Genomic DNA, 20748 nt, shown 5'->3' on the forward strand with positions numbered 1-20748 from the left:
GCTCAACCAGGAAGATAAAGGCCGCCCGGGGAACAACCGGGCGGCCTTTTGCATTGTCCCAGCATAACTTCACCTCACGGCGAGGGCTTTCTCATGACGGTCAGCACACTTCTCGTCATCATTCTCATCCTCATCCTGATCGGCGCCGTGCCGGCATGGCCGCATTCGCGCTCCTGGGGCTATGGCCCTTCGGGCATCGTCGGCGTCATCCTGGTGGTGCTTTTGATCCTGTTGTTGATGGGCAGAATCTGATCCCTTATGCGACCGAGCCTCCTCGGAGGCCCGGTCGTCGTCGGCCGCAGTCAGGCGGCCTCGCGCGAAGCGGGAGCGACGGCAATGCCGATATCCCGCATGGCCTCCTTCACCGCCTGATCGAGAGCGGTGTGCGGGATTTCGCCGATGATCTTCTCCAGCCGTGTCGAGACCAGCTGGTGCTCCTCGAAACGAAGGTAGGACATCGAGACGATCTCACGCCACATCGCCACGAACGGGCTGCCGGCGCGCAGCACCCACCACGGCATTAAGCCGAGCTTCAGCTTGCGCCCGAGCGCATGCTCGGCCGCGGCCTTGATATCGAGGTCGGTGACGGCATGGCCGGGGAAGTTGAGCGCCTCGTAGAAGCCGAGCTTGTCGAGATTGCGCGCCAGGCCGACGAAAGCCGCTGCGAAATCCGGCAGATAGGCCCATTCGTGGGCGAGATCGGCCGGACCGGGCGCCGTGTAGATGCCCTTCGCCATCTTGGCGGCGACGACCAGATCGAACCAGGAACCGCTGCCGGTGCCGCCGAAGAAGTCGCCCGCCCTGAGCAGAATGGTGCGCACGCGGCCGGCCTCGGCCTCGCGGCGAAACAGATACTCCATGGCGACGCGGATGCGGCCCTTCTCGGTCGTCGGCCGGAATGGCGTGTCTTCCGTGATTACGCGAGGCATCGGCGAGCCGTAATTGTAGACGGTGCCGGGGAACAAATGCAGCGCGCCGTTGGCGCCGCAGGCGGCCATGACATTCTCGGCCATCGGCAGGCATTTGCCCCAGTCGGTGTAGATCGGGTTGAGGCCGTTGAAGATGATGTCGACGCCTTGCGTTGCGCGGATCAGCGAGCCGCGGTCGAGCGCATCGCCGGCTATCGCCGCGGCGCCCTTGAGCTCGGCCGGCACCTTGCCGCTGCGGGTGACGGCGCGGACGTCGAAGCCGGCGTGGATGAAGGCCTTGCCGACGACGCGGCCGAGCCGGCCGTTGGCGCCGAGGATTGCGATCTTGGTCATTTCTCGTCTCCGTGTTTGCGTTAGACCCTCAATCTGGGGCTTTCGCAAATGAATGGAAATTGACTGAAGTTGACGCTCTGATATTCACAAATGAATGGCAGAAATCGACTGGAACCTGATCAAGAGTTTCGTCGCCGTGGCGGAGACCGGCAGCCTGTCGGCCGCCGCGCGAAAGCTTGCGGCGAGCCAGCCGACACTTGGCCGCCACATCGCCGAGCTCGAGCAGGCGCTCGGCGTGACGCTGTTCCGTCGCGGCCGCAGCGGCTACGCGCTGACCGAGGCCGGCAGCGTGCTCTACGAGCGCGGCCGCGCGGTGAGCGAGCAGGCGAGCGCCTTTTCGCTGCTGGCGCTGGGGTCGGTCGAAGCGATCGAGGGCACGGTGCGCATCGCCGCCAGCGAGGTGGTGGCGGCCTATGTGCTGCCGGAGATCACGGCGCGACTTGGTGTCGAGGAACCGGGCATCGAAGTCGAGATCGTCGCCTCGAACCAGGTCGAGAACCTGTTGCGCCGGGATGCCGATATCGCCATCCGCATGGTCAAGCCGGCGCAGAACGAGCTTGTGGCGCGCAAAGTCGCCGACATTCCGCTCTGCGCCTGCGCGGCCAAATCCTATCTCGGCAGGGCCGGCCGCCCGCTGGAGCCCGCCGACCTTGCCGGCCATGCGCTGATCGGCTTCGATCGCAGCGACGAGATGATCCGAGGCTTTGCCGGGTACGGCATTCCGGTCAGCCGCAGCAGCTTTCGCTTAAGGACCGACAATCAGATCGTTTTGTGGGAGGCGGTGCGGGCCGGTAATGGCATCGGCCTTGGCCAGCGTCCGCTGACCGAGCGCGATCCGCTGGTGGAGATCGTGCTGCCACAGCTTCCACTGCCGGTGCTGCCGGTGTGGCTGGCCATGCATCGCGACGTGCGCAGCAGCGTGCGCATCCGCCGCGTCGCGGACTTCCTCTACGAGGAGCTGAAGCGCTATTCGGCCGGCGCCGGCTAGCGCATGATGCCGAAAAGTGTGAAGCGGTTTTCGGACGACATCATGCTCTATTTCTCTTATCTCAGAGCCGGATGGATTTCAGGTCGATCCGACCTGAAATCCATCCGGCTCGGGAGCGAACTCGGCGCGGTGAGCAAGCCCGGCCATCAACAGGACGACGATCAACAGCCCCGACAGGGCGACAAAGATCGGGCCGAAGCTCGAATGCTCGGCGACGAAGCCGATCGCCGACGGCGCCACCAGTATGCCGGAATAGCCCATGGTGGTGACGACGCTCATGCCGGTGCCGGAAGACATGCCTTCCTGGTTGCCGCCGGCCGAGAAGATGATCGGCACCATGTTGGCGATGCCGAAGCCGCAAAAGGCAAAGGCGGCAATCGCAAGCCAGGGCGATGGCGACAGGCCGGCCACCAGCATGCCGGCGGCGGCGACAAGGGCCGAGCCGCGCAGCGTCGCCACCGCGCCGAAGCGGTTGCGCACGCCGTCGCCGAGGAAGCGCATCAATGCCATGACGCCCGAAAAGGCCGCGTAAGCAAGGCCGGCGATGGCAAGGTCGGCGCCGAGCTCCTGCTGCAGGTAGAGCGCCGCCCAGTCGAGCACCGCGCCCTCGGAGACCATCGTCAGCAGCGCCATCAGCCCGACCAGATAAACCACGGGGTGGGCCGGCAGCGAGAATTTCTGGTGCTCGGCGGCCTCGGGCTTGTCCTCAACAATGAGGTAGCCGACAGCGAGCGCGATTACCGCGAAGGCGAGCACCGTCACCACCGTGGCATGGGCGAAATGGCCGTAGTTCTGGATGGCGAAGCCGCCCAGCGCGCCGCCGGCGAAACCGCCAAGGCTCCAGAAGCCGTGCGAGGACGACATGATGGCGCGGGAGAGCCTTCTTTCCACCGCCACCGCGTTGGCGTTCATGGCGACGTCCATGCCGCCGATCGAGCCGCCGAAGATGAACATGGCGATGGCCGCCAGCGGCACATTGGGGGCGAGCGCAACGGCCAGCAGGCCGAAGCTGCCGCACAGGCCGAACCAGCGCAGCACGGCGCGGGAGCCATGCCTGGAGATCAGATGGCCGCACCAGGTCATCGCCGTCACCGCGCCGGCGCCGAACAGGAGGATCAGCAGGCCGAGCGTGAATTTCGAGATGTCCAGCCGGGTCAGGAACACCGGGATCTGTGGTGCCCAGCTGCCGGTCAGAAAGCCGTTGGCGAGGAAGATGCCGGCCACTGCCCAGCGTCCGCGCGTCGCGGCTTGCATCGTGATGTGCACGCTCATGATGTGAAGTACGCCGGTGGATTTGCGCAGAAAATTAGATCGATTCAATTCATAGTCAAGCGCTTAGCAGGCGGAAGTGCTTGGGCCAAAGCGGCGACATCGGGTTGGTTCACAGCGTCAACGACAACTCGTGGACAGGCCATCCGCATGCCGGCGCATGTGGCTGCAGGCTGACCGCCAAGTCAGCCAAGGACAGTTATCAAGACATTCGACTCTTGAGAAAATCGGTTATCACACCAGCCGTGATCGCTGGATGCTCCTCCGGGAAGAAGTGTCCTCCCGTCATCGCCCTTCCCTGTACATCGACCGCCCACCGGCGCCAGAGAGCCAAGGGACCCCCAGCATCGTCGTACCAGCTCGCCAGGGCGCCGCTTTCGCTCCAAAGGGCGAGCAGAGGGCAATTGATGCGCCGGCCAGCACCGAGATCTGCAGCGTCGTTCTCGCGGTCGATACTGGCCGCTGCGCGATATTCCTCGCAGATTGCATGGATATGGCCAGGATCGCTCAGGGCGGCAACATAGGTCTCTCGAACCCAGTCGGGAAAAACGTCTCGCGGTGTTCCCCACTCACCAAGCGCATTGTCCACGACTGCGTCGGGCGCGGAGAAAATCAGGCGCTCTGGAAGAGGAGATGGTTGCGCGAGAAGCGAAAACGGCCAGAAAGCCAAGGCAAGGCGCGCGTCAGCGCGATCCCACACGTCGAAAGTTGGCACAACGTCCAACACCGCGACGTGAGATACCCATGCGGGATGGTCAAGCGCGGCCCGATAGGCAACTCTGCCTCCTCGGTCGTGGCCGACTATGGCGAAGCGATCATGGCCGGCGGATCGCATGGCTTCCACCAGCGTCGTGGCGATCTCGCGCTTCGACATAGCGTCTCTCAAGCGCTCGTCTGGACAATTGCTTCGCCCGTATCCGGGCAGGTCGGCCGCAATCACCTTATATTCGCCCGCCAACAATGGGGCGATCTCGCGCCACATCAGGTTCGTCTCTGGAAAGCCGTGCAGGAGAAGTACGGGAAACCCGTCGCCACCTTCGTAAACGAAAATTGCGCCGCGCTCGCCTTCAACCACGCGGCTTGTGAAGCCGGGAATCTCTGTCGTATCTGTCATCATGACTTTAGAACGGCAACGAGCCGCTAAAGTTCATGGCGGGTCAGCCGAACGAACGTCGTCGCCTTTGAACACAGCACCAGATTCGCTAGTGATCCTTCGGCCGCCTTGCCTCGAACTCGGCCTTTTTGGCCTCCGACGCCTCGGTCTGGTGGAGCGCCTGCCATTCGGCATAGGGCATGCCGTAGACGATCTCGCGCGACTCGTCCTTGGAGAGCGCGACGCCCTCGGCCTCGGCCGCGTCGCGATACCAGTTGGAAAGGCAGTTGCGGCAGAAGCCGGCAAGGTTCATCAGGTCGATGTTCTGCACGTCGCCGCGCTGGCGCAGGTGGTCGATCAGCCGGCGGAAGGCGGCGGCCTCGAAATCGCGCTTCTGCTCGTCGCTGAGTTCGGTCATGTCATGCACTCCTTGGGCCCTTCTCAGGCCCTATGATACCGGCCCGGTGCGCGAGCCGAACATCTTCACCCGATGTATATCGGGACGGCCATCGATCGCGTCAACGATCGGCGCCAACCGCTCGGCCCAGGCGAGGGCGCCCTCGCGCCCGGCGATCAGATCCTGGCGGATCTCGAGCAGCGCGTGGGCAAAGCCGTTGACGATGGCGTGCCGGAACATGGTGTCGCCGCGCAGCGCGCCGTCATAGGGTTCGTTGTCGCCGACCACGAGGTTCTTGTCCTCGGCCAGCATGTCGATCAGCGGTCGCGCCACCCGGTCGTCCAGGTCCCACAATATGCCGACATGCCAGGGTCGCCGGATGCCTTGCATTACCGGCGTAAAGGAATGGATTGAGAAGATGAAGGGCGCCTTGGCGGAAGCCTCGGCCACCGAGGCGATCATGGCGCCGACGGCGTCGTGATAGGGCCGGTAGAAGCGGTCGAGCCGTCGCTCGCGCTCTTCCTCGGCCATGGGATAGTTTCCGGGCACGATGGTGCCGTCATAGAGCTGGCGGATCAGGGTCGGGTCGTCTTCGCCGCGATTGGGATCGATCAAAAGCCGCGAGAAATTGGCCAGCACCGCCGGCACGCCGAGCGTCGCCGCCAGTTCGCGCGTCACCGTCTCGACGCCGATGTCGTAGGCGATGTGGCGCTCGAACTCGCTCGCCGGCAGGCCGAGGCTGCCATACTCTTCCGGCAGCGCGCGGCGGGCATGATCGCCAAGCAGAACGATGCCTCGCTTGCGGTCGCCTTCGACAATATCGAAAGGCGCGAAAACTGTGGATCGGGTCATCGGCTGGAAATGGTCTGGTCGCTGGCTTCCCGGCAGGGTGGTAACGTCATTCCACGAAGAGGACGCTGGCGCAATGCCGTTGTTTGGCCACGGTTTCTGCGAAGAATCCAACGCATGGCGGCAAATCGCGCCTGGGGCCTTTCTAAATCGATTGGAATTGAACAAAACGGCGCGTTGACATGCGCCCGGAGTTTGCCGAAAAGGGGCGTCGAGAGATGCAGATGTCGTTCTTGAGGGGTTTCAGGATGGGTTCCGCCGGCAGGCCGCGCATGCGCCGCGCCTTCGCCTTGCCGATCCTGACCGTCGCCACCGGGCTCACAGCCATGGTCGCGGCGTCGCCCGCCCGGGCCGATTTCCGCGTCTGCAACGCCACCCAGAACCTGGTCGGCGTCGGCATCGGCTACCGCGCCAAGGCCGGCTGGATCACCGAGGGCTGGTGGCACATCGAAGGGTCGAGCTGCAAGACGCTGATCGAGGGTCCGCTGTCATCAAGGTTTTACTATCTTTATGCAGAAGACGCCGAGCGCGGCGGGCGCTGGGACGGCCCGATCAACATGTGCGTGGCCGAAAAAGAGTTCAAGATCGCCGGCGTAACCGATTGCGTCGCCCGGGGCTTCCAACGCGCCGGATTTCAGGAATATGACACGGGCGAGCAGGCAAGCTGGATGGTCCAGCTGACCGACGAGCCCGCAACGGGAGGCGCACCAGCGGCCCCCGCCCCGGGAACAAACAGTCAATGAGACGTAACCGTAAGGTCAAGATCCTCGCCACCATCGGTCCGGCTTCCTCGTCGGAGGAGATGCTGAAAAAGCTTTTCGAAGCCGGCGCCGATGTCTTCCGCATCAATATGAGCCATACCGACCACGATTTGATGCGCACGCTGGTCGGGCGCATCCGCGCGGTCGAGGAAACGGTCGGCCGTCCGATCGGCATTCTCGCCGACCTGCAAGGGCCGAAGCTCAGGGTCGGCAAGTTCGCCAATGGCAAGGAGACGCTCAGCGTCGGCCAGACCTTCACGCTCGACAACAATCCGGAGCCGGGCACGTCGAGCAGGGTCTATCTGCCGCATCCGGAAATCCTGAGTTCGGTCGAGGCCGGCCATCGTCTTTTGATCGACGACGGCAAGCTGGAGCTCAGGGCGGTGAAGAGCGACGGCAAGTCGATCACCTGCACCGTCGTCGCCGGCACCACGATTTCCGACAAGAAGGGCGTCAGCCTGCCCGACACCGACCTGCCGGTCGGCGCGCTGACCGAGAAGGACCGCGCCGATCTCGACGCGGTGCTCGCGGCAAGCGTCGACTGGGTGGCGCTGTCCTTCGTGCAGCGGCCGGAAGATCTCGCCGAAGCGCGCAAGATCGCGCGCGGCCGGGCGCTGATCATGGCCAAGATCGAGAAGCCGCAGGCGGTTACCCGCCTAGCGGAGATCATCGAACTGTCGGACGCGCTGATGGTCGCGCGCGGCGACCTTGGCGTCGAGATGCCGCTCGAGGCGGTGCCCGGCATCCAGAAGCAGATCACGCGTGCGGCGCGCCGCGCCGGGAAGCCGGTGGTGATCGCAACGCAGATGCTGGAATCGATGATCACCGCGCCGGTGCCGACCCGCGCCGAGGTGTCTGACGTGTCGATCGCCGTGTTCGAGGGCGCCGACGCCATCATGCTTTCGGCCGAATCCGCGGCCGGCGCCTATCCGGTCGAGGCCGTGGCGATGATGAACCGCATCGCCACCAAGGTCGAAACCGACCCGACCTATGCCGGCATCATCAACGCGCAGCGCTCAGAACCGGAAGCGACGGGCGCCGATGCGATATCGCTCGCCGCTCGCGAAATCGCCGAAACGCTGAAACTGTCGGCGATCGTCACCTATACGGCCTCCGGCACGACCGGCCTGCGCGCCGCGCGCGAGCGACCGCAAGTGCCGATCGTGGCGCTGTCGCCGATCCTCAACACGGCGCGGCGGCTGTCGCTTTTGTGGGGCACGCATTGCGTGGTGTCGCCCGATGCCGTCGACCTCGACGACATGGTCGACCGCGCCTGCCGCATCGCGATCGACGAGGGCTTCGGCAAGCCGGGCGACCGCGTCATCATCACCGCGGGCGTGCCGCTGAGGACGCCGGGCTCGACCAACATGCTGCGCATCGCCTATGTCGGGTCGGAGACGCAGGCCAGCCGCACCTAGCTCCTGGGCTTAGTCCGCTGCAGTTCCGAGCGCTCTTGCCGCACCTTCGGCGTGATCGACACGCCGCAGGAAGTGGCGCGCGCGAGGGATGGGATCATGCAGATACTGATCCGGCCCGCGCATCTTGCGCCGGTTGAGTTCGGCGGTGTCGAGCAGATCGAAGTCGACCCTTTCGAGCGCGCAGTGCCAACCGGCGCTGTGCGCGGCCCATCCTCTTTTGTGGTGCACCAGAAGCCGCTCGCGCCGGGAATAGCCATGGTAGTCGAAGGCGATCACGCCGTTCGTCACATAGATGTGGTTTCCCGAAAAGCCTTCGCCCGGAATGATCCGCTCGCCGTAAAATCTCCCTTGGGAGGATGACCGAGGAAAGTGCCCGCAAGGATGTGGCAGGCGCCGTAGCCAAAGAAAATGCGGTCCGGCAGTGCCCAGAATTTTTCGGGGTTTTTCTTGATGCCGTGCTTCAGGACATACATCAGGTCGGCGCCAGCTCGGCGTCGGGCACCGTGATGTCGGGACATTGTCCCTGGTTGTAGGCATCGTCGGCAAGCCGCGCCTCGACCCTCCTCGCCATCGCCTGCAGGTCGATGCTCTTGCCGGCGGTCTTCTCGATGGCGCCGACGACGAGATCCGGCGCGATCCAGTCGGGTTTGTGGCCGAGATTGTGTACCCAGACCAGCTCGGCGCCGGGGATATCGCGGGCAAGGCCGGTCGAATGGATGGTGGCGTAGACCACCTTGTCGTGGTCACCGGAAATGATGACGGTCGGCGCCTTTATGTCATGGTAGTGCGGCGAAGCGTCGAGCGCGTAGCTGTAGAGCCCAGCCACATCGGCGGCGTTGGCGCGAAAGGCGCCTGGCCGCAGCACCAGGGGAATCGAGGCGGCGGCGACGTAGCCGTCCGGCGCCTTGTTGGGAGAAAAGACGCAGGCCGTGGCGGCATCGATGCGCAGCGCTCCGGCCGGATAGGCTAGCGTCTCGGAAAACAGCGGGCCGATCAGCGGAATGGCCGTCAGATTGTAGTACCAGGCCGTCGCCCCGCCCGGCCAGGGATGGCTGGCGGGCGACAGGAAGACGAGGCCCAGCGTCTTGTCCGGATGCTTGCGGGCAAAGGCGGTGGCGACCGCGCCGCCGAAGGAGTGGCCGACGACGATCGCCTTTTTCATGCCAAGCTGATCCATCAGCGCGGCGATGGTGTCGGCCTGCGCCGGCAAGGTCTCGTTGTCGCCGCGCTCCGACCAGCCAAAGCCGGGCCGGTCTAGAAACAGCATCTCGGCCCGGCCTTCGAGCAGCGGCCGCAGCGGCAGCATCTGATCCTTGAGATTGGCGCTCGCGCCGTGGATGAAGACGATCGGCGGCAGCTCCGCATTGGCCGGCGCCGGAACATGGACATAATGGATGCGCGCGCCGCCGATGTCGGCGAAGTCGCCGACCGGCAGGTTGCGGCGCTCGATCAGCCAGGCACCGGCGCGGGTGACGCCGACAAAGGCAAGGACGAGCGCGAGGAAGAAGGCAAACGCAGCGTAGATGAGGTTCATGCGGAAGAAATACGAGCCGGAGAGAAATTAGTTTTGGTAGGGGAGTAGGGGAGTAGGGGAGTAGGGGAGTAGGGGAGTGTGTTCCATGAAGCACTGCCTACTGCCTTACTCCCCTATTCCCCTACTCCCTTATCAGATGCCTTCGCCGGCAAGCTCTTCCGACAGCGTGCCGACCTGGTCCTGGGCGCTGCGCATCATCGGGTAGATGGCGAGCACCTTCTGCCAGGCTTCCAGCGCCGACTGCTTGTGGCCGGTTTCGGCCATGATCTGCGCCAGGCCGGACAGGGCGCCGAAATGGCGCGGCTCGAGATGCAGCGTGTGGTCGATGTCGGACATCGACTTGCCGTAGTTCTTCATCATGAAATGCAGCGTGGCGCGCCGGTTCCAGCCTTCGGCATAGGTCGGCTGCAAGGTCACCACCTGGTCGAGGAAATCGAGCGCGACGTCGTATTTCTGGTCTTCCATCGCCTTTTGCGACCATTGCATCATCAGGTCGATCGAGGCGCTGCCGGATTGCGACCATTCGCTCCAGATGCGCTGGGCAATGCGCTCGGCGGCCTTTTCATTGCGCTCGCGCTTCAGGTCGGTGAACAACTGGTCGAGGCGGGCTTGCTTGGTCACAGCCACAGGCGGCGCGGCCGGATCATTCGCCCAAGCGGGCGCCAAAGCGGCCGGCAGGACAGCGCCGGACAGGCAAAGGGTCGCGAGGAATGCAAAACGAATCCGCATCGCCGGAATCTAATCCCGGACGGCGGATCGGCAAAGTGATTTTAGCGTGAAGGGGCCGGCAAGCCGGCAATACCATCATAGACGCGCGGCGTGGTCTCTATGTGCATGTCGTTGTCCCAAAACCGCTTGGCACCTTTGGGCGACATGCACTAAGCCGCGCGCAAGGCTCAGCCCTGGCGCGCCTTGTAACGCGGGGCGGTCTTGTTGATGATGTAGATGCGACCCTTGCGACGAACCAGCTGGTTGTCGCGGTGACGCGCCTTCAGCGCCTTGAGCGAATTCTTGATCTTCATGGTCTTGCCTGTTCGGTCGGGGCCCGCTGCCGGGCCGAATTTTAAAGGCGCGCCCGAAAAAGCGCGCCTCTGAACTTGCGTGGCTCATAAACGAGGAGCCTTGCCCGTGTCAACCGCAAGCGTGCTTTATGGCCGGCTGAAATCGCGGGCAATCAAATGTTCGCCATCTTCGCTGCGTGGCATTGCGCAGCCGGGGTCGGGCTGGAATGGTGCCGTCGCCTCGCAAGATGATTTGGAGACGCACATGCGCCTGATGGTTCTATCCACCTGTCTTGCCGTGCTGGCGGCGGCCCCGGCCGCGCGGGCGCAGGAATGCGACCGCAACGACGACAGCCAGCAGATGATGAATATCTGCGCCGATGCCGACTACCAGGCGGCCGACGCCAAGCTCAATGCAACCTACAAGGGTCTTGTCGGCGATGGCGACGAGAAGTCCAACAAATTGCTGCAGGCGGCGCAGCGCGCCTGGATCACGTTCCGCGACGCGGAATGCGCCTATTCCGCCGCGGACAGCGAGGGCGGCTCCATCTACCCGATGGAGGTCTCGCAATGCCTGACGGAGCTGACCAATGAGCGCGTCAAACAGCTCACGTCCGGCCGCAACTGCCAGGAAGGCGACGCGAGCTGCGCCAGCCCGGACGAGGACGAAGACCAGGACATGCAGTAAGCCGGTGCTCAGCTTCGACGGCTGATCCGCGTGAAATGGCCCATCTTGCGGCCGGCGCGCGCCTCGGCCTTGCCGTAGAGATGCAACATCAGGTCGGGCTCGGCGAGCAAGGCCGGAACGCGGCTGACATCTTCGCCGATCAGGTTTTCCATGACGCAGTCCGAGTGGCGGCCGGGCGTGCCCAGCGGCAGGCCGGCAACGGCGCGGATATGCTGCTCGAACTGCGAGACCGTCGCGGCGGCCTCCGTCCAGTGGCCGGAATTGTGGACGCGCGGCGCCATCTCGTTGGCGATCAGCGAGCCGTCGGCGAGCACGAAGAACTCGACGCCGATGACGCCGACATAGTCGAGCGCCGCCAGCACCTTTGCCACCGCGGCCTGGGCGGCGGCCGCCGTTTCATGGCTGATCCCGGCCGGCAAGGTCGAAGTGTGCAGGATGCCGTCGCGATGGACATTCTCGGCCGGATCGTAGGCGGCGATGCTGCCGTCAAGGCCGCGCCCGGCGATCACCGATATCTCGCGCTCGAAGGCGACGAAGGATTCGAGGATCAGCGGCACATTGCCCATCGCCTCGCAGGTGCCGGAAAAGCCGCCGGTGTCCATGTTGCGGAAGACGCGCTGGCCCTTGCCGTCATAGCCCAGGCGCCGGGTCTTCAGGATGCCGCTGCCGCCGAATTCCTTCAGCGCGGCCGTCAGTTCGGCATCGTTGTCGATCGCGCGGAAATCGGCGGTCGAAATGCCGACGCCGTTGAGAAACTTCTTCTCGGCCAGCCGGTCCTGCGCCACTTCGAGGGCGCGCGCCGGCGGGTAGACCGGCACCTTGGCGGCCAGCGTGCTGGCGGCGGCCACCGGCACGTTCTCGAATTCGTAGGTGACGACGGCGCTGGCCGCGGCGAGTTCGGCGAGGGCCGCTGCATCGTCATAGGCGGCTGTTATCTGGCGGTTGGCGACCTGGGCCGCCGGGCAATCGGCCTGCGGTTCGAGCACCACGGTGCGATAGCCGAGACGGGCCGCGGCCATCGCCAGCATGCGGCCGAGCTGGCCGCCGCCGATGATGCCGATGGTCGATCCCGCAGGCAGGCTCATGGCGCGTCCGTCGGTTCGGCGGCAACCTTGGCGGTCTGGGCGGCGCGCCACGCGTCCAGCCGGGCGGCGAGCCGGTCGTCGTTCAGCGCCAGCACGGCGGCGGCGAGAAGAGCGGCATTCGCGGCACCCGCCTTGCCGATGGCGAGCGTGCCGACCGGAATGCCGGCCGGCATCTGGACGATGGAGAGCAGCGAATCCTGGCCGGACAGCGCCTTCGATTCCACCGGCACGCCGAAGACGGGAAGCGGCGTCATCGCCGCCGTCATGCCGGGCAGGTGCGCGGCGCCGCCGGCGCCGGCGATGATCACCTTGTAGCCGGCCGCCTTGGCGCCCTTGGCGAAATCATAGAGCCGGTCGGGCGTGCGGTGGGCGGAGACGATCAGCCGCTTGTGCGGAATGCCCAACGCCTCCAGTGTTTCGGCGGCGTGACGCATCGTCGCCCAGTCGGACTGGCTGCCCATGATGATGGCGACGTCGGCACGCTGATCGGTCAAAGTTTTCGCTCCCGGCGGCAAAGGCGCGCCTTAGCGGAATTCGCCGGCAACGGCAAGGACGCGCCAGCATCGCGAGGCCGGCGGCCATAAATCGGCTTACACGGCCGCCTTGCGGAAGCGGGCGACGAAGTCGTCGAGTTCGGGCCGCTCCATGTCCGAGATCGCCCAGTAGGAGAAGGCCCCGTCGCTCCAGTGGACCAGCGAGAAGCCGCCGGACGATAGGTCCTCGGGCTGGCTGACACTGCCACCCTGCTGCGGTTCGGCGACCAGCGTGATCAGGTGTTCGCGATGGCGATAGACCAATGCCGGCACGGGCCGGTCGGCGATCACTTCGACCCGGCCGCCGATCAGCGCATAGCCGTCCTGCGCGAGGTCGGGCGCCGGGGGCGACACGCCGATGCGGGCGTCGAGCCACGGCTTCACGGTGTGGCGGTCGGACGAAACGATGTCGATCGGGCTGGCGGCGAGCAGGCTGCGGCGATGGCCGCTGGCGACCGCCGCGGCAAAGCTGTCGGACGCGCCGTTGAACATCAGCCATTGCGTTGCGCCGCTGGCCAGCACCGCGCTGATCACAATCGACGCCGCCAGCGCCCGCCAATCGAACGAGCCAAAAAGGCGTGTCTTTGACGATGGCCGAGTCTGGAAGGGACGCGTCCCGGTTTCTCGCCTCTGGCCTCCGCCAGCGCCCGCAATCAATCTTGGTAGCGCCGGCGACGCACCCCGCTGCGGCTCCGCCGACTCGGCGGGCGCCTGCTGTTCGATGCCCGCCATGCCGATCGCCGCGATGCGGGCCCGAAAGGCATCGCTGACATCGGGACGCGGCAAGCGGCTGACCGCCGCTTGCAACGCGACGATGCGGGCATGCTCGGCGGCAAGCGCCGGGTCGGCGGCGATGCGCCGCTCCACGGCCAACGCCGCTGCCGCATCAAGTTCGCCATCCACCAGGGCATGGATCATCAGCCTGATACCTTCCGGATCGTTGGGCAGTCCGTCGTCATGTCCGGTCATGGCGCTCTCCCCAGTTCAGACACAAGCAGGCCGCGGGCGCGCGCCAGCCGCGACATCACGGTGCCGATCGGCACGCCGAGCATGGCCGCTATCTCGCGGTAGCTCAGGCCATTGATGTCGCGCAGCACCAGCGTCTCGCGGAACGGCTGCGCCAGTGCCGCTATCGCCGCCCCAAGTGCCGCCGTATCGGCCTTGGCGATGAGGCTCGCCTCGAGACCATTGTCATCCGGCAGGCCGGCGCCATGCGCCGCCGCCATCTCGTCGAGATCGCCGAGGTCGCCGACGGCGATCGTGCCGCGCGGCCGGTTGCGCGACATCCAGCTGTAGGCGGTGTTGCGCACGATTGTCAGCAGCCAGGCGCGGGCGTTGCCGCCGGCGTAGCCGGCAATGCCGGCATGCGCCTTGAGGCAGGCTTCCTGCACCACATCCTCGGCGTCTGCGGCGTTGCCGGTCAGCCAGCGGGCGAGCGCAAGCGCGTCGCCGAGATGGGGCAGCACCACCGCGCCGAAGCGCTCGGCCAGGGCCTTTTCGCTCAACACCGCACCATTGTCCGGCACTCTGGGCTGGGTCCGCCGCGCGCCTTCAGGGGGCGACGGTGATCCTGCCCTGCATGTGCGGGTGAAGCCCGCAGAAATAGGCAAAGTCGCCTGCTTTGGTGAAGGTGAATTCATATGTGTCACCGGTGTCAAGCGCCTTGGAGCGGAAGGAGGAATCGTTGGCGACGACCAGATGCGGGATGTCGTCGTCGTTGCGGAAGGTCACAGTGGTGCCGGGCTTGATCGTCAGCACCGGCGGCGTGAAGGCGAAGTTCTCGATCTTGACCATCGGCGCGTCCGCCGCGCTGAGCGGCTGGGAGGTCGCCGCGGTCAGGGCGAAGGCGGTCAGCATAGCGGCCATGTGCCGGGCCGGAAGGCGTATGCAGATCATGGTGGGCTCCTTTGCCGTTCAGGCGTCGGCCAGCGTCGAATCGATGATGGCGAGGTCCTGGCCGCCTTGCTTGACCATGACCCGGCTGGTGCCGAGCAGGCTGCGCAACTGGCCGGCCGGCACCGTCATCGGTCCGGGCGAGGCAGCGGTGCCGGGCGCCGGCTGCGGAAAAGCGGTCGAGCGCGCGGTGTGGAAGGTGACGTTGCCTTCCACCTTCTGCATGATCTGATGGATGTGGCCGTTGAGCACGGTGACCGAGCCGAAGCGCTTGAGCAGGCCGAGTGCTTGCGCCGCGTCGTCGGTGCCCCAGCCCCATTCTGGATAGACCGCCCACAGCGGAATATGGGCGAAGACGACGACCGGCGTCGAGGCGCTGACGGCCTTCAAATCGTCCGCCAGCCAGGCGAGTTGCTCGGCACCGAGGTTGCCGAGCCCGCCGGCTTTCAAGTTGACGACATTGACGAGGGCCACGAAATGCACGCCGTTCTGGTCGAACGAGTACCAGCCGGCACCTTTCGTGCCCTTGCCGTAGCGTTCGAGATAGGCCTGGCCGTTGCCCTCGTCGATCAGGTCATGCTCACCCGGGACGTAGTGCACGTCGAAGCCGGCGCCGCCGATGATCTGGGCGGCATTGTCGAACTGCGCCGGCTTGGAAAGATGGGTGATGTCGCCGGTGTGGATCAGGAAGGCGGGCTTTTGCGGCAACGCCTGGATCTTGCCCATCGCTTCCTTCAGCGTGTCGATGGCATGAGGATTGGCCGCTTTGTCGAAGCCGATATGGCTGTCGGAGATCTGCAGGAAGGTGAAGCCGGTGGCCATGGCCTCGGCGGCTTGAGCAGCCCCGAGCAGGTTGAGCGATACGGGCACGCCGCCCGAAATCGTCCACAGCACGCCGGTGCCGGCCCAGATCATGCATTCCAGCGCATGGCGGCGGCTGATGCCGTCGCCGCCGTCGTCATCGTGGTGATGGGTCATGTCGGTCTCCTCAACGCCCGAAGCGGCGTATGTCGAGGAGACCCATCATGCCGGCGGTTTATTCCCGCCCGGCGAAAACCCGGCCGTTCACACTGTCGTGATCGCGAATGCTAGTCCGGCCAGCGCAAGGCACCGGCTGAATCCTTGCGCGCCACCTTCATGGCGTCCGCCGGGCGGTCCTTGGCGGCCAGCACGGCGCGCAGGCGCTCGGCGACGATCTCGGCCTCGCCCGGATGGAGATTGCACGGATCGAGGAAGAAATGGCCGCGCTCGACCTCGTGGTTGCGCACGATGATCGGCGGTGAGCCGACGGCCAGCGCCGAGGCGAGGCCGGCGGCGGTGAAGCGGCTTTCGGGCGCGACGAATATCTGCAGGCGATCGAGCGGATTGGCGGTCGGATCGGGGATGATGCGCGCGACGATGCCGGGCAGGCCCTGCAGCGCGTCCTTCCACAGGTTGAGCGCCGCTTCCTCGCGCTTGCGGATGCCGGCATGGTCGCGCTTCTCCCACGCTTCCAGCGCGGCAATGGTGCCGGCGATGCTTTCCTTGCCGACCTTCATGGCGCGCGCCACGCCACGGTTCTGCAGATAGGCGGCGCGCACCAGGTCCTTGCGGCCGGTGACGATGCCGCTGGTCGGGCCGGAGAGGAATTTGTGGCCGCTGTAGACGACGATGTCGGCGCCGCGGGCGAGGAAGCTGCGCAGATCATATTCCGAGGCGGCGTCGACGATCACCGGCACGCCCTTGGCATGGCAGATCTCGCAGAACTCCTCCAGCGACAGCATGCCGTACTGCACGGTGTGATGGGCGACGACGTAGAGGGCGGCCGCCGTGCGCTCGTTGATCGCCTCGCGCACATGATAGTCCTGCGTGACGCTGACGGTGCCGGCCGGCACGACCCTGGCGCCGGCCAGCCGGATCGACTGGTCGATCGGCGCGCCGTAGTTGACGATGTGGCCGAGCTGGATGACGACCTCCGACTTCAGCCCTTCCGTATCGTCTGGCAGCCGCTCGATCGCCAGAAGGTTGGTGCCGGTCATCGCGCCGGCGATCGCCATGGTGATGCCTGAGGCGCAGCAGGCGGTGATGAATCCGGCCTCGCCGCCCGTCAGCCGCGCGACGACCGTGCTGGCAGCGCGCTGCAGGTCGTCCATCTCCACCCATTGCGAGGCGATCTCCGCCATTGCCGCGATCGCTTCCGGAACGATGATCGAGGCACCGAGCGTCGTCATCGTGCCGGAGACGTTGATGATCGGTCGCAGGCCGAGCCGTTCGCGGATTGTCATGTTGGAGATCGTCATCTTCTGGAATCCCGTATTGAAAAGACCTCAGGCGGCGATTTCGACCACCGCCTCGATTTCGACCGTGATGTTGCCCGGCAGCGAGCCGACGCCGATCGCAGAGCGGGCATGTCCGCCGATCTTATCAAAGACGTCGGCGAAAAGATCGGAGCAGCCATTGACCACCTTGGGGTGGTCGCTGAAGGTCGGCGTGGCGTTGACGAAGCCGAGCAGTTTCACCACGCGCACGATGCGGCCGAGGTCGCCGGCAGCGGCATGCATGACGGCAAGCAGGTTGAGGCCGGTGAGGCGGGCGTGCTCGTAGGCTTCCTCCACCGTCACGTCCTCGCCCACCTTGCCGGTGCACAGCGTGCCGTCGGCGCGCAACGGCCCCTGGCCGGAGAGGAAGATCAGCCGGCCGCTCTCGGCATGGGTGACGAAGTTGGCGATGGGCGTCGGCGGCTCGGGCAGCTTCAGGCCGAGTTCGGCGAGCCGGATATAGGGCGTCATGTAGTCTCCTTGCGGCTTCTCTTTGTTCTACGCAACTCCGGACGGAAAACCGCTTGCACTTTTCCTGGAGTTGCTTGGGTCGCCGCCCGATGTCAGAAATGCGAGGCGCGGAACCGCGCCAGGAAGCTGCGGAGACGCTCGTTGGTGGTCTCCGCCGCCAGGATCTCCTTCGGCGGGCCGACGGCACTGACCCCGCCATCGGCCATGAAGACGATGCGGCTGGACGCATCGCGGGCGAAAGCCATTTCATGCGTCACCATCAGCATGGTCATGCCGTCCTCGGCGAGGCTGCGCACGACGGCCAAGACCTCGCCGACCAGTTCCGGATCGAGCGCCGAGGTGATCTCGTCGAGAAGCAGGATCTTCGGCTCCATGGCGACCGCTCGCGCGATACCGACGCGCTGCTGCTGGCCGCCGGACAGCTCGGCCGGCAGGCTGTCGGCCTTGTGCGCAAGGCCAACGCGGCCGAGCCAGTGTTCGGCGATCGAGCGCGCCTCGGCCGCGCTCTTGCCGCGCACCTTGGTGAGGCCGAGCATGATGTTGCCGGCCGCCGTCAGATGCGGGAACAGGTTGAAGCCCTGGAACACCATGCCGGTCTCGGCGCGCATGCTGGCCAAGTCGCGCTCGCTGCGGCGCTGGCGCGTTGCGGCGTCGCGGTAGCCGACCTCCCTGCCGTCGATGCGGATCGAGCCGCTGTCGTAGCTTTCGAGGAAGTTGACGCAGCGCAGCAGCGTGGTCTTGCCGCTGCCTGACGGCCCGATGACCGTCACCACCTCGCCGCGCGTTACCTCGAGGCTGACGGAGCGCAGCACCGCGACGGCGCCGAAGGCCTTGGACACATCGCGGACTTCGAGCAGCGCGGGACGGGCGTTTGAGGCGTCGGACATCATGCTATTCCCGAATGAAGGAGAAGCGTCGCTCCAGCCGACGGCTGGCCAGCGAAAGCGCGTAATTGACGGCGAAGTAGACCAGCGCGCCGAGGATATAGAGCGGCATCGCCTCGTAGGTGCGGCCGATGACCTGGTTGATCGCCTGCATCAGGTCGGTGATGCCGAGCAGCGAGACCAGCGCGCTGCCCTTGACCGCGTCGGTGACGCCATTGATCCAGGGCGGCAGGAAGCGCCTGAAGGCCTGCGGAAAGATGACGTAGGTCAGCCGCTGGCGAAAGGTCAGCCCGATCGCCATCGCTGCTTCGGACTGGCCCTTGGGGATCGAGCCGACGGCGCCGCGCACATACTCGACCACCTGCGCCGTCTTGAACAGCGTCAGCGCCAGCACCGCGGCCCAGAAGGACTGCAGATGAAGCCCGACCGCCGGCATGCCGTAATAGACGAAGAACATCAGCACCAGGATCGGGATGCCACGGATGGTGTCGCTGAAGATGCGCACCGCCCAGCGCAGTGGGGCGGGGCCATAGACCAGGCCGACGCCCAACAGGACACCGGCGATGAGCGAAAGCACCACGACCAGCAGCGACACCCACAGGGTGATGGCGAAGCCTTGGGCGAGGAACGGGACGGCGTAGAGGATCTGGCTCAACATGTCAGCGCGCCGCCCTGAACCGGCGCTCGACGAGCCTGAGCGCGAAAAGCAGCGCATAGCCGGTGACCAGGTACATCGCGGTGGTGACCAGGTAGACCTCGACGATGCGGAAGGTGTTGAAGTTGATCCACTGCGCGCCGTAGGTGAGTTCGGGCACCGAGATGACCGAGGCGATCGAGGTGTCCTTGAACAACGAGATGAAGGTGTTGGAGAGCGCCGGCAGCGTGATGCGCAGCATCGTCGGCAGGCGCACATGGAGCAGCCGCTGCCAGGGCGTGAGGCCGATCGCCTTGCCGGCATCCAACTGGCCGCGCGGCACGGCCTCGAGGCCGGAGCGGAACACCTCGACCAGATAGGCGCCGCTATAGACCGACAGCGTGAGCACGAACGAGGTCGGCGCGCTGTAGGCGATGTCGATCACCGTCGGCAGGCCGTAGAAGACCAGATAGACGAGCAGGATCAGCGGTACGTTGCGGATGAACTCGACATAGGCGGCGATGATTGCCCGCACCGTGCGTCCGGCCGAAACGTACCAGACCGCCAGCACCAGCCCGATGACGATGCCGATGGCGATCGAGATCACGGCAAGCTCGAGGCTGAGCAGCAGCCCGCCCCAGAGCTTGTCGAAATGGCGCCAGATCAGGTTGAAGTTGAGCGCGTAGCCCATTTGCTGCAGCCCTCAAGACTTCCGCCGCGGCGCGAACAGGTCGCGCCGCGCTGGAAGAGAATGGAAGGGCGCGCCAGGCGCCCTTTCTGCGAACGGCATCAGATGACCGGGAAGCCCGGATGACGCGCCGGCGGCTCCAGCCCGAAATAGTCCTTAAACGCCGCGTCGTAGAGCGCGGTTTCGTGGCCGAACATGGCGATGGTGAAGGTCTGGTTGACGTAGGTCAGCCAGTCGAGATCGCCTTGCCGGAGTGCCGCGCCGTAGAGCATCGAGTACCAGCTCTTGCCGGCGTCGAAATATTTGTCGGGATTGCGCGAGGCGAGCCAGCGCACCGTGGAAAGATCGACGGCGGCGGCGTCGACGCGCTTGGATTCCAGCGCCTGCAGCACATTGGCCTGGGTGTCGATCTGCATCACCTGAGCATCTGGCAGGGCGAAATGGACCGAGGTCTCGGCATCGACGTTCTGCAGGATGGAAATGCGGGTCGCCGAGCCGGCGGCGAGCAGCTTGTCGAAGGTCTTGTTCTCGGCCGAAGGAAGCGTCAGCAGGGCGACGCCTTCGACGTAGTAGGGCCGCGAGAAGTTGATCAGCTGCGAGCGCTGCGCCGTCATGGTCATGAACTGGATTGTGATGTCGACCTTGTTGGTGGTCACGTTGGGAATGCGCTGCGCCGGGTCCTGCATGACGAACTCGACCTTGGTCGGGTCGTCGAACAGGCCCTTGGCCAGGATCCGGCCCATGGTGATGTCCATGCCGACAAGCTCGCCGGCATCGTTCTCGAAGTGCCAGGGCGCGTTGGTGCTGCCGGTGCCGACGATCAGCTTGCCGCGATCGAGCACGGTGCGCAGCAGGCTGTCGGGCGCCGCCTGAGCCGCCGCCTTCTTGGCGTCGACCGTTGCGGCCGCGGCTACCACGCCGGCCGTTGCCAACCCCGCCATTCCCAGTTTCAGAAAATCACGTCTTTTGGATGTGTCGTTCACGGCGACCTCCTTTCGTGTTG

General features: G+C 65.5%; 27 protein-coding genes. 5 read left to right on the forward strand and 22 right to left on the reverse strand.

The genetic code is table 11. The features are described from left to right. The first annotated feature begins 93 nt into the window (after positions 1–93). Entirely contained in the window at positions 94–252 is a 159-nt protein-coding gene (locus EN857_RS28545) for a DUF3309 family protein (RefSeq protein WP_127283862.1), read from the forward strand. 50 nt (positions 253–302) lie between these two features. Here the strand turns inward: EN857_RS28545 and EN857_RS28550 are convergent, their stop codons facing one another. Continuing rightward, positions 303–1262: an SDR family oxidoreductase gene (locus EN857_RS28550; protein ID WP_135859433.1), complete on the reverse strand. Its 960-nt coding sequence runs from the start codon at positions 1260–1262 to the stop codon at positions 303–305. 94 nt (positions 1263–1356) lie between these two features. Between EN857_RS28550 and EN857_RS28555 the strand changes: the two genes are divergently transcribed. After that, complete coding sequence (locus EN857_RS28555; RefSeq protein WP_135859434.1) at positions 1357–2250, forward strand: LysR family transcriptional regulator; 894 nt, start codon at positions 1357–1359, stop codon at positions 2248–2250. A 78-nt stretch (positions 2251–2328) separates the two neighbouring features. Here EN857_RS28555 and EN857_RS28560 read toward each other — a convergent pair whose 3' ends face one another. The 4 genes from EN857_RS28560 to EN857_RS28575 all read right to left on the reverse strand — a co-directional run bounded on the left by EN857_RS28560 (position 2329) and on the right by EN857_RS28575 (position 5861). Further along, positions 2329–3504: an MFS transporter gene (locus tag EN857_RS28560; RefSeq protein ID WP_187331442.1), complete on the reverse strand. Its 1176-nt coding sequence runs from the start codon at positions 3502–3504 to the stop codon at positions 2329–2331. A 217-nt stretch (positions 3505–3721) separates the two neighbouring features. Beyond that, complete coding sequence (locus tag EN857_RS28565) at positions 3722–4633, reverse strand: alpha/beta hydrolase (RefSeq protein ID WP_135859447.1); 912 nt, start codon at positions 4631–4633, stop codon at positions 3722–3724. An 88-nt stretch (positions 4634–4721) separates the two neighbouring features. Continuing rightward, complete coding sequence (locus EN857_RS28570) at positions 4722–5030, reverse strand: DUF1244 domain-containing protein (RefSeq protein ID WP_127393989.1); 309 nt, start codon at positions 5028–5030, stop codon at positions 4722–4724. Positions 5031–5060: 30 nt separating this feature from the next. Next, positions 5061–5861, reverse strand: a complete 801-nt coding sequence (locus EN857_RS28575; protein WP_135859436.1) for an N-formylglutamate amidohydrolase — start codon at positions 5859–5861, stop codon at positions 5061–5063. A gap of 245 nt (positions 5862–6106) precedes the next feature. Here EN857_RS28575 and EN857_RS28580 point away from each other — a divergent pair, with 245 nt between their 5' ends. Together EN857_RS28580 and pyk are read left to right on the forward strand one after the other, a co-directional pair. Then, positions 6107–6601 (forward strand): DUF1036 domain-containing protein, encoded by a 495-nt coding sequence (locus tag EN857_RS28580; RefSeq protein WP_127283857.1) that lies wholly within the window; start codon positions 6107–6109, stop codon positions 6599–6601. Beyond that, complete coding sequence (pyk, locus tag EN857_RS28585) at positions 6598–8037, forward strand: pyruvate kinase (protein ID WP_127283856.1); 1440 nt, start codon at positions 6598–6600, stop codon at positions 8035–8037. Before EN857_RS28580 ends, pyk begins: the two co-directional genes overlap by 4 nt. A 9-nt stretch (positions 8038–8046) precedes the next feature. On the opposite strand, the gene EN857_RS35880 is transcribed toward pyk, so the two are convergent. The 5 genes from EN857_RS35880 to ykgO form a co-directional block, all read right to left on the reverse strand. Then, positions 8047–8325 (reverse strand): hypothetical protein, encoded by a 279-nt coding sequence (locus EN857_RS35880; protein ID WP_245511355.1) that lies wholly within the window; start codon positions 8323–8325, stop codon positions 8047–8049. Next, the gene (locus tag EN857_RS35885; RefSeq protein ID WP_245511356.1) at positions 8322–8510 is read right to left on the reverse strand and encodes a hypothetical protein; all 189 of its coding nucleotides are present in this window, start codon (positions 8508–8510) and stop codon (positions 8322–8324) included. Before EN857_RS35885 ends, EN857_RS35880 begins: the two co-directional genes overlap by 4 nt. After that, on the reverse strand, positions 8510–9571 hold the full coding sequence (locus tag EN857_RS28595; RefSeq protein ID WP_127393588.1) for an alpha/beta hydrolase: 1062 nt from the start codon (positions 9569–9571) through the stop codon (positions 8510–8512). Before EN857_RS28595 ends, EN857_RS35885 begins: the two co-directional genes overlap by 1 nt. A gap of 132 nt (positions 9572–9703) precedes the next feature. Next, entirely contained in the window at positions 9704–10300 is a 597-nt protein-coding gene (locus tag EN857_RS28600) for a hypothetical protein (RefSeq protein ID WP_127393587.1), read from the reverse strand. 167 nt (positions 10301–10467) lie between these two features. Then, the gene (gene ykgO, locus EN857_RS28605; RefSeq protein WP_006203764.1) at positions 10468–10593 is read right to left on the reverse strand and encodes a type B 50S ribosomal protein L36; all 126 of its coding nucleotides are present in this window, start codon (positions 10591–10593) and stop codon (positions 10468–10470) included. A gap of 244 nt (positions 10594–10837) precedes the next feature. Here ykgO and EN857_RS28610 point away from each other — a divergent pair, with 244 nt between their 5' ends. Next, a complete protein-coding gene (locus EN857_RS28610) occupies positions 10838–11260 on the forward strand; it encodes a lysozyme inhibitor LprI family protein (RefSeq protein WP_127393586.1) in 423 nt (140 codons plus the stop codon). Between the two features lie 8 nt (positions 11261–11268). On the opposite strand, the gene EN857_RS28615 is transcribed toward EN857_RS28610, so the two are convergent. From EN857_RS28615 to EN857_RS28670, 12 genes are all read right to left on the reverse strand, one after another. After that, the gene (locus EN857_RS28615; RefSeq protein ID WP_127393585.1) at positions 11269–12345 is read right to left on the reverse strand and encodes a 5-(carboxyamino)imidazole ribonucleotide synthase; all 1077 of its coding nucleotides are present in this window, start codon (positions 12343–12345) and stop codon (positions 11269–11271) included. Continuing rightward, a complete protein-coding gene (gene purE / locus EN857_RS28620; RefSeq protein ID WP_128346974.1) occupies positions 12342–12839 on the reverse strand; it encodes a 5-(carboxyamino)imidazole ribonucleotide mutase in 498 nt (165 codons plus the stop codon). The genes EN857_RS28615 and purE overlap by 4 nt, the downstream gene beginning before the upstream one ends. A 96-nt stretch (positions 12840–12935) precedes the next feature. Then, positions 12936–13847 carry an anti-sigma factor gene (locus EN857_RS28625; RefSeq protein ID WP_127394314.1) on the reverse strand — a complete coding sequence of 304 codons (912 nt, stop codon included), beginning with the start codon at positions 13845–13847 and terminating at the stop codon, positions 12936–12938. Then, on the reverse strand, positions 13844–14383 hold the full coding sequence (locus EN857_RS28630) for a sigma-70 family RNA polymerase sigma factor (RefSeq protein ID WP_128346802.1): 540 nt from the start codon (positions 14381–14383) through the stop codon (positions 13844–13846). Before EN857_RS28630 ends, EN857_RS28625 begins: the two co-directional genes overlap by 4 nt. A 46-nt stretch (positions 14384–14429) precedes the next feature. Further along, on the reverse strand, positions 14430–14774 hold the full coding sequence (locus EN857_RS28635) for a cupredoxin family copper-binding protein (RefSeq protein WP_127287105.1): 345 nt from the start codon (positions 14772–14774) through the stop codon (positions 14430–14432). An 18-nt stretch (positions 14775–14792) separates the two neighbouring features. Continuing rightward, on the reverse strand, positions 14793–15749 hold the full coding sequence (locus EN857_RS28640) for a metallophosphoesterase (protein WP_127394210.1): 957 nt from the start codon (positions 15747–15749) through the stop codon (positions 14793–14795). Between the two features lie 110 nt (positions 15750–15859). Then, positions 15860–17035 carry an aminotransferase class V-fold PLP-dependent enzyme gene (locus tag EN857_RS28645; protein WP_245493488.1) on the reverse strand — a complete coding sequence of 392 codons (1176 nt, stop codon included), beginning with the start codon at positions 17033–17035 and terminating at the stop codon, positions 15860–15862. Positions 17036–17077: 42 nt separating this feature from the next. Then, on the reverse strand, positions 17078–17539 hold the full coding sequence (locus EN857_RS28650; RefSeq protein WP_127394310.1) for a RidA family protein: 462 nt from the start codon (positions 17537–17539) through the stop codon (positions 17078–17080). A 92-nt stretch (positions 17540–17631) separates the two neighbouring features. Then, positions 17632–18426, reverse strand: a complete 795-nt coding sequence (locus EN857_RS28655) for an amino acid ABC transporter ATP-binding protein (protein ID WP_128346799.1) — start codon at positions 18424–18426, stop codon at positions 17632–17634. A gap of 4 nt (positions 18427–18430) precedes the next feature. Continuing rightward, the gene (locus tag EN857_RS28660) at positions 18431–19081 is read right to left on the reverse strand and encodes an amino acid ABC transporter permease (protein ID WP_127287158.1); all 651 of its coding nucleotides are present in this window, start codon (positions 19079–19081) and stop codon (positions 18431–18433) included. A gap of 1 nt (position 19082) precedes the next feature. After that, positions 19083–19748, reverse strand: coding sequence for an amino acid ABC transporter permease (locus EN857_RS28665; protein ID WP_126057930.1), 666 nt, complete (start codon positions 19746–19748; stop codon positions 19083–19085). Positions 19749–19846: 98 nt separating this feature from the next. Then, on the reverse strand, positions 19847–20728 hold the full coding sequence (locus EN857_RS28670) for a transporter substrate-binding domain-containing protein (RefSeq protein WP_127391567.1): 882 nt from the start codon (positions 20726–20728) through the stop codon (positions 19847–19849). Positions 20729–20748 lie beyond the last annotated feature (20 nt).

This window comes from Mesorhizobium sp. M4B.F.Ca.ET.214.01.1.1, from assembly GCF_004791545.1.
Classification (GTDB): Bacteria; Pseudomonadota; Alphaproteobacteria; order Rhizobiales; family Rhizobiaceae; genus Mesorhizobium; species Mesorhizobium abyssinicae.

What these genes read in the sequence shown, in the direction of transcription:
- EN857_RS28545 (WP_127283862.1), top strand. Translation starts at nt 94, where the DNA reads ATGACGGTCAGCACACTTCTCGTCATCATTCTCATCCTCATCCTGATC.
- EN857_RS28550 (WP_135859433.1), bottom strand. Translation starts at nt 1,262, where the DNA reads ATGACCAAGATCGCAATCCTCGGCGCCAACGGCCGGCTCGGCCGCGTC.
- EN857_RS28555 (WP_135859434.1), top strand. Translation starts at nt 1,357, where the DNA reads ATGGCAGAAATCGACTGGAACCTGATCAAGAGTTTCGTCGCCGTGGCG.
- EN857_RS28560 (WP_187331442.1), bottom strand. Translation starts at nt 3,504, where the DNA reads ATGCAAGCCGCGACGCGCGGACGCTGGGCAGTGGCCGGCATCTTCCTC.
- EN857_RS28565 (WP_135859447.1), bottom strand. Translation starts at nt 4,633, where the DNA reads ATGACAGATACGACAGAGATTCCCGGCTTCACAAGCCGCGTGGTTGAA.
- EN857_RS28570 (WP_127393989.1), bottom strand. Translation starts at nt 5,030, where the DNA reads ATGACCGAACTCAGCGACGAGCAGAAGCGCGATTTCGAGGCCGCCGCC.
- EN857_RS28575 (WP_135859436.1), bottom strand. Translation starts at nt 5,861, where the DNA reads ATGACCCGATCCACAGTTTTCGCGCCTTTCGATATTGTCGAAGGCGAC.
- EN857_RS28580 (WP_127283857.1), top strand. Translation starts at nt 6,107, where the DNA reads ATGGGTTCCGCCGGCAGGCCGCGCATGCGCCGCGCCTTCGCCTTGCCG.
- pyk (WP_127283856.1), top strand. Translation starts at nt 6,598, where the DNA reads ATGAGACGTAACCGTAAGGTCAAGATCCTCGCCACCATCGGTCCGGCT.
- EN857_RS35885 (WP_245511356.1), bottom strand. Translation starts at nt 8,510, where the DNA reads ATGTATGTCCTGAAGCACGGCATCAAGAAAAACCCCGAAAAATTCTGG.
- EN857_RS28595 (WP_127393588.1), bottom strand. Translation starts at nt 9,571, where the DNA reads ATGAACCTCATCTACGCTGCGTTTGCCTTCTTCCTCGCGCTCGTCCTT.
- EN857_RS28600 (WP_127393587.1), bottom strand. Translation starts at nt 10,300, where the DNA reads ATGCGGATTCGTTTTGCATTCCTCGCGACCCTTTGCCTGTCCGGCGCT.
- ykgO (WP_006203764.1), bottom strand. Translation starts at nt 10,593, where the DNA reads ATGAAGATCAAGAATTCGCTCAAGGCGCTGAAGGCGCGTCACCGCGAC.
- EN857_RS28610 (WP_127393586.1), top strand. Translation starts at nt 10,838, where the DNA reads ATGCGCCTGATGGTTCTATCCACCTGTCTTGCCGTGCTGGCGGCGGCC.
- EN857_RS28615 (WP_127393585.1), bottom strand. Translation starts at nt 12,345, where the DNA reads ATGAGCCTGCCTGCGGGATCGACCATCGGCATCATCGGCGGCGGCCAG.
- EN857_RS28625 (WP_127394314.1), bottom strand. Translation starts at nt 13,847, where the DNA reads ATGACCGGACATGACGACGGACTGCCCAACGATCCGGAAGGTATCAGG.
- EN857_RS28635 (WP_127287105.1), bottom strand. Translation starts at nt 14,774, where the DNA reads ATGATCTGCATACGCCTTCCGGCCCGGCACATGGCCGCTATGCTGACC.
- EN857_RS28640 (WP_127394210.1), bottom strand. Translation starts at nt 15,749, where the DNA reads ATGACCCATCACCACGATGACGACGGCGGCGACGGCATCAGCCGCCGC.
- EN857_RS28645 (WP_245493488.1), bottom strand. Translation starts at nt 17,035, where the DNA reads ATGACAATCCGCGAACGGCTCGGCCTGCGACCGATCATCAACGTCTCC.
- EN857_RS28650 (WP_127394310.1), bottom strand. Translation starts at nt 17,539, where the DNA reads ATGACGCCCTATATCCGGCTCGCCGAACTCGGCCTGAAGCTGCCCGAG.
- EN857_RS28655 (WP_128346799.1), bottom strand. Translation starts at nt 18,426, where the DNA reads ATGTCCGACGCCTCAAACGCCCGTCCCGCGCTGCTCGAAGTCCGCGAT.
- EN857_RS28660 (WP_127287158.1), bottom strand. Translation starts at nt 19,081, where the DNA reads ATGTTGAGCCAGATCCTCTACGCCGTCCCGTTCCTCGCCCAAGGCTTC.
- EN857_RS28665 (WP_126057930.1), bottom strand. Translation starts at nt 19,748, where the DNA reads ATGGGCTACGCGCTCAACTTCAACCTGATCTGGCGCCATTTCGACAAG.